Below are 13,220 nucleotides of genomic sequence, written 5' to 3'. Positions count from 1 at the left end.
ACCGCAAGAGCCGCTACAGCACGTACGCCTCGCCGCCGGAGCCGCTCACCATCGGGCGGCCCGCCGCCTCCCAGGCGTACATGCCGCCGTCGATGTTGACCGCCTCCCGGCCCTGCGCCACCAGGTACTGCACCACCTGCGCGGAGCGCCCGCCGACCCGGCACATCACGTACAGCGGCCCGTCCGGCAGCTCCGTGAGCCGCCCGACCACCTGGCCCATCGGGATGTGCAGCGCCCCCTCGACATGCCCGGCGTCCCACTCGTCCTGCTCACGGACGTCCAGCAGCGCGCCCCCGGCGGGCACGGAGGCGGCGTCCACGGTGGGGACGGCGGCGTGGAACATGGTCTCTCCCGACGGCAGGGCCCCGGCTGCTCCGAGGGACTGCGCCCATTCTCGCCGATACCGGGACCGCGCGGGGCCGCACCGGCCGGGCCGGTCAGCCGCCGAGGCCCGCCAGCAACCGGTCCAGCTCCGCCTGCCGGCCGGCGACGCTCTCCAGCAGCTGCTCCGCCAGGATGGTCAGCAGCGCGTCCGGGTCGTCCGGCAGCAGCATCAGCAGCTGGCCCATCGGACTGTCCGCCAGCTCGGCCCGGGTCGCCGCGACCCGCGCCAGCCGCGCCGACAGCCACTCCAGACGCTGCCGCAGCCAGGCGATCCGCTCCGGGGTGCCGCCGGCCGGGGCGCCCGAGTCGCCGGTCTCCCCCGCCCACTCCTCGCTGAGGGCCGCCAGCTCCAGCACGTCGCCGCGGGCGTAGGCGGCGTTGACCCGGGCGATGAACACCCCGCGCAGCTGCTGCTCGGCCGGGTCCTGGGCCAGGTCCGGATGGGCGCGGCGGGCCAGGTCGCGGTAGAGCCGCTGGGCCTCGCGGTCGGGGCGGATCCGCTGCGGCTCCTGCGGGATCACCGGCGGCAGCGGCTCGCCCGCCTCCCGCTGCCGCCCGGTGTCGGCGGCGTCCGCAGCGGGGTCCGAGCCGGATTCCCCGGGCTCGGCGAAGAACGCCTCCAGGTCGGGCATGGGCTCGAGCACGCTGCGGGCCTCGAAGGCCCGGCGGATGTCCTCGGGATCGCCGCTGCGGGCCGCGGTGGCCTCGGCGATCAGCGCGTCCAGCTCGTCCAGCCGCACGTACATCGGGCCGAGCCGCTGGTGGTGCACCAGGGCGAAGTTGTCCAGCTCCACCCGCAGCGTCTCGACCGCGACCTCGGCCTCGACCCATTCCGCCTCGGTGCGGGCGACCTGCTCCTCCAGCTGCTGCTCCTCGGGATCGCTCCACCGGACCGGGGTGTCGGCAGCCATGCGCAACCTCACTGCTTGATGTTTGTACCGCTTGTCAGCCCCGTCACCCTACTGTCCCGGCACGGACGCCGAAGGGCGCACACTAGGGCGTGCGAGCCCGCGTGCACTCCTGGACACAGCCGGGATTCCCGGAAAACGAACGCCGACGACAGGATTCGTGCTTGCCTGGGGTGCCGAGGCGGTGGGGTTCCTGGGGTTCAAGGCCAGTGTTGTAAGGGGATGTAAAGGGGATGTGACGTCGTCCCCGGCCGGAGTGCCGGTCGGGTGCGCCTGCGCAGATCCGAGGGACTGAAGGTAGGTGAGCATGTCGGAGGAGACCTTCGCGGGCCCCGGGCAGCAGCAGGGATCGCAGGCGCCCGACGCCGACGGGCCGCCCACCTCCGGCGTGGTCGCCCAGATCCGCCTCGCCGCCCTGATGATCGACCCCGACGGACGCCTCACCCTGTGGAACCGCGCCGCCGAGGAGCTTTTCGGCCACCGCCGCGCCGAGGTCTTCGACCGCCCCGCCTCCGGCCTGCTCCCGCTGGCCGGCCCCGGCGACGCCAACGGCTCCCCCGGCCGCCTCGGCGACGCCCTCGACCAGCTGGACGACCTCACCAGCTGCGTCCCCGCCTGGAGCGGGGACCTCGCCGTCACCGACCGCGACGGCCGGTCGGTGACCGTGCTGTGCTGGTCCTATCGGCTGATCGAGCCCACCGGCCGCAGCCTGCTGGTGCTCGCCGCCGACGCCCGCCGACTGCGCTCGACCGGCCCACGGCTGGCCCTCGGCGGCCGGCTGCTGCCGTACACCAGCGCCGCCCCGGCCACCGGCCTGGAGCTGGCCGTCAGCAGCATGCTGCTCACCGCCGCGGGCCCGGCCGAGACCGCCCGCACCGCCGAGCAGCTGGCCCCGCTGCTGCCGCGCACCAGCGCCGACCGCCGCCGCAGGCTGCTCGGCCAGGTCGCCGCGGCGGGCGCGCCCGGCCTGCTGGTGGACGGCACGGTCCGGCTGCCGGTGCTGCCGTACGTGCCGCCGGAGGTCGTCCCGCACCACCCCGGCGACGGGCGTCCGGCAGTAGTCGGCGCTGCCCCTCACGGCCCCGGCGCCCGGCCGCCGGACGAGCGGCAGCCCGCCGTGCCCACCCCGCGCAGCGCCCCGCCCGGACGGCCCCGGCGCGCCGGCGCCGAGGACGGCCCGTTCAGCGGCCCGCCCTCGGTCCCCACGCTCACCCTCTCCTCCGCCGACAGCCCGGCCGCCGAGCTGCCCTCGGTGGAGCCGGTGAACGAGCAGCTGCGGCTGCTCAGCCACGTCGGCGCGCAGATCGGCACGACGCTCGATCTGGACGCCACCGTCCGCGAGTTGTGCGACGTGGTGGTTCCCAGCATCGCCGACTTCGCCTGCGTGGACCTGCGCGACCGGCTGATCGTGGACACCGAGCTGCCCCGCGACCGCCCCGACGACGAGACCCAACTGCGGCGCGTCGCAAGGACGTTCAGCGACTCCCTGGCCCACTGGGGCCGGATCGTGCGCGAGGGCAGCCTGTTGGCGCTGCCCCGGAACACCCCCTCCGGCCTGGCATTGCAGACCAACCAGCCGGTGCTGGTGCCCCGGGTGGACCGGCAGGTGGCCGAGTACTGCGCGGCCGGGCGCAGCGGGGCCTCGCTGGTGCCGCTGTTCGAGGGCCGCTCGATGCTGACCCTGCCGCTGGCCGCGCGCGGCACCGTGCTGGGCATCCTGACCCTGCTGCGCAACGACGACCGCCCGCCCTTCGACCAGGCCGACGCCTCCTACCTGCGGGAGCTGGCCGCCCGCGCGGCGCTGTCGGTGGACAATGCCCGGCTGCACCGGATGGAGGCGAAGACCGCGCTGACGCTCCAGCGGAGCATGCTGCCGGGCAGCCCGCCGAAGATCCCCGGGGTGCTGATCGCCCACCGCTACCTGCCCGGCGACCGCCGCGCCGAGGTCGGCGGCGACTGGTTCGACGCGATCCAACTGCCGGGCAGCCGGGTCGCGCTGGTCGTCGGCGACGTCATGGGCCACGGCCTGCACTCGGCGGTGGCGATGGGCCGCTTCCGCACCGCCATGCAGACCCTGGCCGCGCTGGACCTCCCGCCGGGGCAGATCCTGCGGCACCTGGACAACCTCTCCCAGCGCCTCGGCGACGACCACCTGGCGACCTGCCTGTACGCGGTGTACGACCCGATCGCCCGCACCTGCACCATCGCCGGAGCGGGCCACGTGCCCCCGGTGCTGGTGCACCCGGACGGCCGCGGCGAGCTGCTGGAGATCCCGTCCGGAGCGCCGATCGGCGTCGGCGGGGTGCCGTTCGCCTCCCGCGAGATCAAGGTCTCCGACGGCAGCATGCTGGTGCTGTGCACGGACGGCCTGGTGGAGATGCGCGGCGGCGACATAGGGGACGGCCTGGCCGCGCTGTGCGGCGACATCGTCGATCCGCGGCGCAGCCCGGACGAGGTCTGCGACACCGTCCTGGAGCGGCTGCACACCGACGACCGCAACGACGATCTGGCGCTGCTGATCGCCCGATTCGACGGCATCCCGCCGCAGGACGTCATGTCCTGGTCGCTGGAGCTCGATCCGGAGGAGGTCGGCCGGGCCCGGCTGCTGGTCCGCGAGCAGCTCACCCGGTGGGATCTGGGCGAGTTGGTGGAGCCGGCCGCGCTGCTGGTCAGCGAACTGGTCACGAACGCCCTGCGGGTGGCCCGGAACCGGGTGGAGCTGCAGCTGATGCGGGTCGGCAAGCTGCTGGTCGAGGTCAGCGACGACGACCACAACCTGCCCTCGCTGGAGCCCTCCGAGGCGCTGGACGAGGACGGCCGCGGCCTCAGCCTGGTCAGCCACCTGTCGGCGCGCTGGGGCACCAGCCGCAAGGCGGTGGGCAAGGTCGTCTGGTTCGAACTGCCGCTGCCGCACCGGGGGTGAGCGCCTGCCGACCCGCCGCCGAGCCTGCCGCCGACCCGCCGCCGACCCCGCTGCCGCGCGCCCGCGCCGGTGCCGTCGGGGCGGAGCCGACGCTCCGGTAACGGCTGAACGGCGGCTGATGCGGCGCCGAACGGGGGGCCGCGCCACGTCCGCGCGCCGACGGTGCTACCTCTAGGGGTCGAGACGACCGCCGAACAGAGGAGTACAGGTGTCCAGCAGCCAGTCCAGCGCGCCGCAGAGCACGACGACCGGGTCCGGTACGCCGGACGATCCGGACGTGCGGCAGCCCCGGGCCGAGTCCATCGACGCGATCCAGCGCGAACTGACCGCCTTCGCCCGCCGCTCGCGCTCGCAGGCGTCGCAGATCCACCCGGGCCTGACGCTGGTCACCTACGCGATCCTGGACCTGCTGCGGGAGCGCGGCGGCTGCCGCGGCACCGACCTGGCCGCGCACTTCATGCTGGACAAGTCCACCGTGAGCCGGCAGATCACCGCGCTGGAGCGGCTCGGCCTGGTGGAGCGCAGCACCGACCCGGAGGACCAGCGCGGCCAGATCATCCGCACTTCGGCCCAGGGCACCGCGCTGCTGCAGTCCGTCAGCGAGCAGCGCCGGCTGGCCTTCCTGGAGCGGCTCGCGGACTGGCCTGACGAGGACCTGGAGCGCTTCGCGGCCTACCTCACCCTCTACAACGAGCGCTCCCAGCCGCGCACCTGACCGCCGGTCCGCCGGGTGCCGGTCCGCGCTGACCTGCGGTGCTTGACACCGTCTCACCGTCCGGCACATGGTTGGCCCATCAGTTGCGATATATCGCGTTTATGTGGGGGATACACACAATGAATCGCGCCCGGCGCCTCGCCGCCCTGCCCTGCGGACGACGCAGCAAATGGGTCGTCCTCGTCCTGTGGATCATCCTGCTGGTGGCCCTGGGGCCGCTCGCCGGAAAACTCACCGGAGCCGAGAACAACCAGGCGTCCAGCTGGCTGCCCGGCAGCGCCGAGTCCACCAAGGTGCTCAACCTCGAGGGGCAGTTCGCCTCCACCCAGGACATCCCCGGCGTCATCGTCTACACCCGCGCCGGCGGCCTCACCCCGGCCGACCACGCCAAGGCCGCCGCCGACGCGGCCGCCTTCGCCAAGGTCCAGGACGTCTCCGGGCCGGTCGCCGGGCCGATCACCGCCAAGGACGGCAAGGCCCTGGAGACCATCGTCCCGATCGACGTCAACGGCGGCAGCTGGACCGTGCTGACCACCGTCGTCGACCACCTGCGCACCCTGGCGACCAGCGGCGACCCGGGCCTGACCGCGCACATCACCGGCCCCGCCGGCAACGGCGCCGACCAGGGCAAGGCGTTCTCCGGCATCGACGGCACCCTGCTGTACGCCACCCTCGGCGTCGTCGTCGTGCTGCTGCTGCTCACCTACCGCAGCCCCACCCTGTGGCTGCTGCCGCTGCTCTCCTCCGGCCTGGCCCTGGTCTCCGCCGAGGGCCTGATCTACCTGCTGGCCAAGCACGCCGGACTGACCGTCAACGCCCAGAGCGCCGGCATCCTGCTGGTGCTGGTCATCGGCGCGGGCACCGACTACGCCCTGCTGCTGGTCGCCCGCTACCGCGAGGAGCTGCGCCGCCACGCCGACCGGCACGAGGCCATGGCCGAGGCCGTGCACCGGGCCGGACCGGCCATCCTGGCCAGCGCCGGGACGGTCGCGCTCAGCATGCTCTGCCTGCTGTTCTCGCAGATGAACTCCACCAGCGGCCTCGGCCCGGTCTGCGCCATCGGCGTGCTGGTCGCCCTGGCCGCCATGCTGACGCTGCTGCCGGCGCTGCTGACGATCACCGGCCGCTGGGTGTTCTGGCCGGTCAAGCCGGCCTTCGGGACGGCCGAGCCGACCGAGAGCGGCGCGTGGGCCCGGGTCGGCGGCGGCATCGCCCGGCGGCCCCGGCTGGTGTGGATCGGCACCAGCCTGGCGCTCGGCGCCCTGGCGCTGGGCATGTTCAGCCTCAAGGCCGACGGCCTGACCAGCGCCGGCACCTTCACCGACAAGCCCGACTCGGTCGTCGGACAGACCGTGCTGGACCAGCACTTCCCCGGCGGCGCCGGCTCGCCCATCGTGGTCATCGCCGCGGCGGACGCCGCCACCCGGGCCCAGCAGACGCTGGCGGCCACCCCGGGGATCACCTCCACCACCCCGCCGGTGGTCAGGAACGGCCTCGCCTACCTCACCGGCACCTTCGGCAGCGACCCGGACAGCCAGGCCGCCAAGGACACCGTGGACCGGGTCCGCGCCGCGGAGCACGCGCTGCCGGGCGCCCGGGCCGAGGTCGGCGGCAACACCGCCGTGGTGCTCGACACCCAGCGGGCCTCCCGGCACGACGACTTCCTGATCATCCCGATCGTCCTGGTGGTGGTGCTGTTGATCCTGGCGCTGCTGCTGCGGGCGGTCGTGGCCCCGCTGGTGCTGATCGCCACCGTGGTGCTGTCCTTCGCCTCGGCGCTGGGCCTCAGCTCGCTGGTCTTCACCCACCTCTTCCACTTCGAGGCCGAGGACAGCGCCTTCCCGCTGTTCGTCTTCGTCTTCCTGGTGGCCCTGGGCATCGACTACAACATCTTCCTGATGACCAGGGTCCGGGAGGAGTCCGCCACCCGGGGCACCCGCGGCGGCGCCCTGGCCGGGCTCGCCGCCACCGGCGGCGTGATCACCTCCGCCGGGTTGATCCTGGCCAGCACCTTCGGCGTCCTCGGCACGCTGCCGGTGGTGGGCTTCGCCGAGATCGGCTTCGCGGTCTGCGTCGGCGTCCTGCTGGACACCCTGGTCGTCCGCTCGATCCTGGTCACCGCGCTGACCATGGACCTCGACCGGCGGCTGTGGTGGCCCAGCGCCCTCAGCAAGGTCGCGGCCCCGGCCGTCGCGGCGGGCGGGCCCGCGGCCGCCGCGCCGGAGTCCCAGCCCACCCACTGACCGCGCCCCACCCGCGAGGCCGCCCGGAACAACACCGCTCGGGGCGGCCTTGTCACGGGGTGACCGGACCGACCAGCCCGCCACCGTACGGAGTACGCATGCCGCACATCACCGTCCAGCACCTCGCCGGCCGCAGCACCGAGCAGAAGCGCGAACTCGCCCGGGAGATCACCGACGCGTACGTCAGGGTCACCGGCATCAAGCCGGAGAGCGTCTGGGTGACCTTCCAGGACGTCCCGGCCGAGGACTGGGCCGTCGGCGGCACCCCGATCGCCGACCGCTAGACCGGCCGCAGCGGCGGTCGCGGAGCGCGGGACGGGCACCGGGGGCAGACTGGGAAGGACCCAGCGGACACCCCCGAGGAGACCGGTTCCCATGACGGACACCCCAGCGCAGGCCGCGCCGCCGCCGCAGGTCTGGCCCGCGCTCCGGGCCCGCGACGCCCGGGCGCTGATCCGCTTCCTGGTCGACGCCTTCGGCTTCGAGGAGACCGTGGTCTACGGCGAGGGCGACCGGGTGGACCACGCCGAGCTGGCCTGGCCGCCCGGCGGCGGCATCATGCTCGGCTCCCTGCCCGAGGGCGCCGGGGCCACCGGCCCGCTCAGCCCCGGCAGCTTCGCCGGCTACGTGGTCACCGACCAGCCGGACGCCCTGTGCGCCCGGGCCCGCGCCGCCGGCGCCGAGATCACCAGCGACCCGCACGACACCGACTACGGCTCGCGGGACTTCTCCGCCGCCGACCCCGAGGGCAACCACTGGTCCTTCGGCACCTACCGCGGCGCCCCGCGCACCGGCTGACGCCCGGTCAACCCCGCCCATACGGAGCCCATGCGAAAGGGTGCCCCCCGCAGTGACTTTCGTCTCTGCCGGAGGCACCCTGGGTGGTGCTTCGCTGTGCGCGAGGGGGGATTTGAACCCCCACGCCCTTTCGGACACTGGCACCTGAAGCCAGCGCGTCTGCCATTCCGCCACTCGCGCATTGAGTGATGTCGTAGACCCTACCGAAGTTCCCCCGGCCTCTTCAAACCGGTTGTTCACCGGTTCTCCGTCTGCCTTCGTTCCCTGCGGGAGCGCCTTTCGACAAGAAGAACATTAGCACGTCGGACGGGGTGTCCCCGCCGCCCCCGACCACCCCGGCCACGGCCCGGAAGTCGACCCAACCTCTGGGTGAACCCGAACGGGTGATCAGCGGATGACCACCCCGCGCCGGGGGTACGTGTCCGCCTGTACGCTCCGCCCCTTACCCCTTGCTCATCCTGCGGTGGCATCCTTCTTACGACAGCCCCGGCGCCCGCCGACGGCACGGTGAACCGTGTGTCCGACCACACGCGCCGCCGGACCGGCCGGAAGGAACCGCACAAGGGGCTGCCGCGTAGATACGATCAGATAAGGAAGACCGACAGCCGATCGCGCGGACCAGCGCGACCCGAAGCCGAACGCCAGACGGAAGGGGGTGCCCCGTGGGAGCCCTGAAGAAGTTCGAGCAGCGACTCGAGGGAATCGTCAACGGAGCCTTCGCCAAGGTGTTCAAGTCCGAAGTGCAGCCCGTTGAGATCGCCGGGGCGCTGCAGCGCGAGTGCGACAACAACGCCAGCATCTGGAACCGCGACCGGACCGTCGTCCCCAACGACTTCATCGTGGAACTGAGCACCCACGACTACGAGCGCCTCAGCCCGTACTCCCAGCAGCTCGGCGGCGAGCTCGCCGGCATGGTCCGCGAGTACGCCCAGGCGCAGCGCTACTCCTTCATGGGTCCGCTCAAGGTCGCCCTGGAGCGCGGCGAAGACCTCGACACCGGGCTCTACCGGGTGCGCAGCCGGATCGAGGCCGGCGAGGCCGCCCCGCCCGCCGCCGACCCCTACGCCCAGGCCGCGCAGCCCTACGGCGGCCGCCAGGCCGAGGCGTGGCAGCCGCAGATGCCGCCCCCGCCGCAGCAGCCGCCCGCCGCGCCGGTCTTCCCGCCGACCCAGCCCGGCCGCGCGCCGGTGTACGAGCCGCCGGAGAACAACATCCGGCCGCTGCCCGGCACCGGCTACCCCGGCCCGCAGGGCATGCCCGGCGGCGCGCCGGTACGCCGCTGGCTGGAGATGAACGGCGCCCGGCACCAGGTCAGCACCCCCGCGGTGGTGCTCGGCCGCAGCACCGAGGCCGACATCCGGGTGGACGACCCCGGGGTCTCCCGCAAGCACGCGGAGATCCGGATGGGCACGCCCTCCGTCGTGATGGACCTCGGCTCGACCAACGGCATCATCGTGGACGGGCAGCACACGCAGCGCGCCACCCTGCGCGACGGTTCCCGGATCGTCCTGGGCAGCACCACCATCGTCTTCAGACAAACCGAAGGGTGAAGCGGGGCACATGTCAGAGCTGACCCTCACGGTCATGCGGCTGGGTTTCCTTGCCGTGCTGTGGCTGTTCGTCATCGTCGCGGTGCAGGTCATCCGCAGCGACCTGTACGGCGCCAAGGTGACCCAGCGACCCACCGCCGTCGGCCGGCGCGGCACCCCCGCGCCGACCCCGACGGGCCGTCAGCAGCCCCCGCAGCAGCAGGGGCGCCGGGGGCAGCAGGGCCCGGACAGCGGCCGGCAGCGGCGCAGCGCGCCCACCCAGCTGGTCGTCGTCCAGGGCTCGCTCGCGGGCACCACCGTCGCCCTGCACGGCCAGACGATCACCCTGGGCCGGGCCCACGACTCCACGATCGTGCTGGACGACGACTACGCGTCCTCCCGCCACGCCCGGATCTACCCCGACCAGAGCGGGCAGTGGATCGTCGAGGACCTGAACTCCACCAATGGCACCTACCTGGACCGGATGCGGCTGACCAGCCCCACCCCGCTCCAGCCCGGCGTTGCCATCCGCATCGGCAGGACCGTCATCGAGCTGCGGAAGTAGTCACGCATGAGGCATGGGCACCACGCCGCCGACTCCCGAACTCCGCGGCAGGCAGCGGCCGGTGGGCACGGTTCCACGCACCCGGAGCCGGGTCCGCTGGACACCGCACCGTACGATGCATCAACGCACGCTGCACCGGGGCATCGCGCAGGGGACCGAGGGAAGGGGGCGGACGGCACATGAGCCTCGTGCTGCGCTTCGCCGCCGGGTCGCACAAGGGGATGATCCGGGAAGGCAACGAGGACTCGGGCTACGCCGGTCCGCGCCTGCTCGCCGTGGCCGACGGCATGGGCGGCCAGGCCGCCGGGGAGGTCGCCTCCGCCGAGGTCCTGTCCACCATGGTCGCGCTCGACGAGGACGTCCCCGGCAGCGATCCGCTGACCGCGCTGAGCCAGGCGGCCGACCGCGCCAACGAGCGGCTGCGGCTGCTGGTCGAGGGCGATCCGTCGCTGGAGGGCATGGGCACCACGCTGACCGCCCTGCTGTGGACCGGCGAACGCGCCGGGCTGATCCACATCGGCGACTCCCGCGCGTACCTGCTGCGCGACGGCGCGCTGACCCAGATCACCCAGGACCACACCTGGGTGCAGCGGCTGGTCGACGAGGGCCGGATCACCGAGGAGGAGGCCAGTACCCACCCGCAGCGCTCACTGATCATGCGCGCGCTGATGGGCACCGGCGAGGTCGAGTCCGACCTGTCGATCCGCGAGGTCCGGGCCGGCGACCGCTACCTGATCTGCTCCGACGGCCTCTCCGGCGTGGTCAGCCACCAGACCCTGGAGGAGACGCTCGGCAGCTACTACGCGCCCGAGCAGACCATCTCCGAGCTGATCCAGCTGGCGCTGCGCGGCGGCGGCCCCGACAACATCACCTGCGTGGTCGCGGACGTCCTGGACGTCAACGACGCCGACCTGTCCTCCGGGCAGTTCGCCGAGGCCCCGATGGTGGTCGGCGCGGTCGCCGACGGCCCGCCCACCATCAGCCACCACACCATGGCCAACACCCCCGCCGCCCGCGCCGCCTCGCTGGGCCGCAGGCAGCCCCCGGCCGAGCCGGGCGCCCCCTCCGACGGCTACGCCGAGTACGACGACGACGGCTACGCCGAGGGCGACTACGCCGACGACGAGGACTACGCCCCCGGCGAGGGCCGCCGCAGCCGCCGCAAGCAGCGGGCCGGACGCAAGCGCGGCTGGCTGGTCCCCTCGCTGGCGCTGCTGGTCGTGCTCGGCCTGGTCGGCGGCGGCTACGCCGGCTACCAGTGGACCAAGACCCAGTACTTCATCGGCGCCAACGGCGACCACATCGCCGTCTACCAGGGCGTCAACCAGAACCTGGCCGGGGTCAGCCTGTCCAAGGTCTACCAGGACTACCCGGACATCCAGCTGAAGTACCTGCCCGCCTACCAGCAGACGTCGGTCAAGAACACCATCAGCGCCACCACCCTGGGCGCCGCCAACCAGACCGTGACCCAGCTCAAGAGCCAGGCCGCGCTCTGCCGGCAGGTCGCCACCACGGCCAGTACGACGCCGGTCACCCCGACGCCGACCCCGGCCGCGCCGACCCCGGGCGGCACCGCCAAGCCGCCCGCCAAGGCCGGCGCCACCCCCGCGGCCACCGCCTCCGCACCGGCCCCGACCCCCGCCGTCCCGTCCGCCTCCGCCTCGCTGAGCCCGCAACAGCAGCAGCAGGCCCAGCAATGCCCAGCCTCCTGAGTTGAGCTTCCCCGGCCTGCGGCAGCGCGACGACACGGCCTCGGCCATGGCGTCCGTCCTGGGAAAGGGCGCGCCCAACCGGCGCAACACCGAGCTGTGGCTGCTGGTCCTGGCGGTGCTGCTGCCGGTCCTGGCCTACGCCGACACCGGCCTGGCCATGAACGGCCGCATCCCCGAGGGCATGCTCGACTACGGCCTGGGCATAGGAGCGTTCGCCCTGTGTGCGCACGCCTCGGTCCGGCGCTGGGCGCCGCACGCCGACCCGCTGATGCTGCCGGTCGCGGCCCTGCTCAACGGCCTCGGCCTGGTGTTCGTCTGGCGGCTCGACCACGCCCGGCAGCTGCGCCCCAACATCCCCGGCGCGCAGAACCAGCTGATCTGGACCGGGCTGGGGATCACCCTGTTCATCGCGGTGATGGCACTGCTGCGGGACCACCGGCTGCTGCAGCGCTACACCTACCTCTCCGGCCTGGCGGCGCTGGTGCTGCTGGCCGTCCCGGCGTTCCTGCCGACCCGGGCGTCCGACTTCGGCGCCCGGATCTGGATCCACGTGGCCGGCTACTCGGTCCAGCCCGGCGAGTTCGTGAAGATCGTGCTGCCGGTGTTCTTCTCCGGCTTCCTGATGATGAAGCGGGACGCGCTGGCCCTGGCCAGCCGCCGCTTCCTGGGCCTGTACCTGCCGCGCGGCCGCGATCTCGGGCCGATCGTCACGGTGTGGTTGCTGAGCCTGCTGATCCTGGTCTTCGAGACCGACCTGGGCACCTCGTTGCTGTTCTTCGGCGTCTTCGTGGTGATGCTGTACGTGGCCACCGAGCGCACCAGCTGGGTCGTCTTCGGGCTGCTGATGGCCGGGCTCGGCTTCTGGGCGGTGGCCTCGGCCGAGCGGCACGTCGCCGACCGGATCACCGCCTGGCTGCACCCGCTGGCGGTGCTGCCCGAGGGCGGGGTGGGGCAGCTGGCGCAGTCGCTGTTCGCGCTGGGCGCGGGCGGGGTGGCCGGGACCGGCCTGGGCCGGGGCCACTCCTGGCTGATCGGCTTCGCCGCCAAGAGCGACTTCATCCTCGGCACCATCGGCGAGGAGCTGGGCCTGGCCGGGCTGCTGGCGCTGTTCCTGCTGTACGCGCTGCTCTCCGAGCGCGGCCTGCGGACGGCCCTGGCCGCCCGCGACCCGTTCGGGAAGCTACTGGCGGTGGGCCTGTCGGCGGCATTCGCGCTGCAGGTCTTCATCGTGGCCGGCGGGGTGACCGGGACCATCCCGCTGACCGGGATGACCCTGCCGTTCATCGCCCAGGGCGGCTCCTCGGTGATCGCCAACTGGGCCCTGGTCGCCCTGCTGCTGAAGATCAGCGACGTCGCCCGGCGTCCCGAGCCGGCGCCGGGAGCACCGTGACGGGACTCACCCCGAAGAACCGACCTCGGTGCACAGCACGTCATGAACACCGT

Annotated in this window: 11 protein-coding genes and 1 tRNA gene; 9 read left to right on the top strand and 3 right to left on the bottom strand. The window is 73.3% G+C overall.

Annotated elements, in window-relative coordinates:
* Positions 1-13: 13 nt before the first annotated feature.
* Positions 14-343 carry a rhodanese-like domain-containing protein gene (locus GXW83_RS00170; protein WP_182440853.1) on the bottom strand — a complete coding sequence of 110 codons (330 nt, stop codon included), beginning with the start codon at positions 341-343 and terminating at the stop codon, positions 14-16.
* A 94-nt stretch (positions 344-437) separates the two neighbouring features.
* Entirely contained in the window at positions 438-1,295 is an 858-nt protein-coding gene (locus GXW83_RS00165; RefSeq protein WP_182440852.1) for a hypothetical protein, read from the bottom strand.
* Between the two features lie 304 nt (positions 1,296-1,599).
* On the opposite strand from GXW83_RS00165, the gene GXW83_RS00160 reads away from it, so the two are divergent.
* The 5 genes from GXW83_RS00160 (at position 1,600) to GXW83_RS00140 (ending at position 7,971) form a co-directional block, all read left to right on the top strand.
* Entirely contained in the window at positions 1,600-4,215 is a 2,616-nt protein-coding gene (locus GXW83_RS00160) for a SpoIIE family protein phosphatase (RefSeq protein WP_182440851.1), read from the top strand.
* Between the two features lie 208 nt (positions 4,216-4,423).
* Entirely contained in the window at positions 4,424-4,930 is a 507-nt protein-coding gene (locus GXW83_RS00155) for a MarR family winged helix-turn-helix transcriptional regulator (protein WP_370466514.1), read from the top strand.
* Between the two features lie 119 nt (positions 4,931-5,049).
* Positions 5,050-7,173: an MMPL family transporter gene (locus GXW83_RS00150; protein ID WP_182440850.1), complete on the top strand. Its 2,124-nt coding sequence runs from the start codon at positions 5,050-5,052 to the stop codon at positions 7,171-7,173.
* 98 nt (positions 7,174-7,271) lie between these two features.
* The gene (locus tag GXW83_RS00145; protein WP_182440849.1) at positions 7,272-7,457 is read left to right on the top strand and encodes a 4-oxalocrotonate tautomerase family protein; all 186 of its coding nucleotides are present in this window, start codon (positions 7,272-7,274) and stop codon (positions 7,455-7,457) included.
* 91 nt (positions 7,458-7,548) lie between these two features.
* Complete coding sequence (locus GXW83_RS00140; protein WP_182440848.1) at positions 7,549-7,971, top strand: VOC family protein; 423 nt, start codon at positions 7,549-7,551, stop codon at positions 7,969-7,971.
* Between the two features lie 97 nt (positions 7,972-8,068).
* Here GXW83_RS00140 and GXW83_RS00135 read toward each other — a convergent pair.
* A tRNA-Leu gene (locus GXW83_RS00135) sits at positions 8,069-8,151 on the bottom strand.
* Between the two features lie 482 nt (positions 8,152-8,633).
* Between GXW83_RS00135 and GXW83_RS00130 the strand changes: the two genes are divergently transcribed.
* From GXW83_RS00130 to GXW83_RS00115, 4 genes are all read left to right on the top strand, one after another.
* The gene (locus tag GXW83_RS00130) at positions 8,634-9,521 is read left to right on the top strand and encodes a DUF3662 and FHA domain-containing protein (RefSeq protein ID WP_182440847.1); all 888 of its coding nucleotides are present in this window, start codon (positions 8,634-8,636) and stop codon (positions 9,519-9,521) included.
* Positions 9,522-9,531: 10 nt separating this feature from the next.
* Positions 9,532-10,065: an FHA domain-containing protein gene (locus GXW83_RS00125; protein WP_182440846.1), complete on the top strand. Its 534-nt coding sequence runs from the start codon at positions 9,532-9,534 to the stop codon at positions 10,063-10,065.
* A gap of 179 nt (positions 10,066-10,244) precedes the next feature.
* Positions 10,245-11,777, top strand: coding sequence for a PP2C family serine/threonine-protein phosphatase (locus tag GXW83_RS00120; protein ID WP_182440845.1), 1,533 nt, complete (start codon positions 10,245-10,247; stop codon positions 11,775-11,777).
* 46 nt (positions 11,778-11,823) lie between these two features.
* A complete protein-coding gene (locus tag GXW83_RS00115; protein WP_182446917.1) occupies positions 11,824-13,167 on the top strand; it encodes an FtsW/RodA/SpoVE family cell cycle protein in 1,344 nt (447 codons plus the stop codon).
* Positions 13,168-13,220: the final 53 nt, after the last annotated feature.

Source organism: Streptacidiphilus sp. PB12-B1b (assembly GCF_014084125.1).
Lineage (GTDB): Bacteria > Actinomycetota > Actinomycetes > Streptomycetales > Streptomycetaceae > Streptacidiphilus.
The sequence above is the reverse complement of the archived record's forward strand: the minus strand, read 5'-3'. Positions and strand labels throughout refer to the sequence as shown.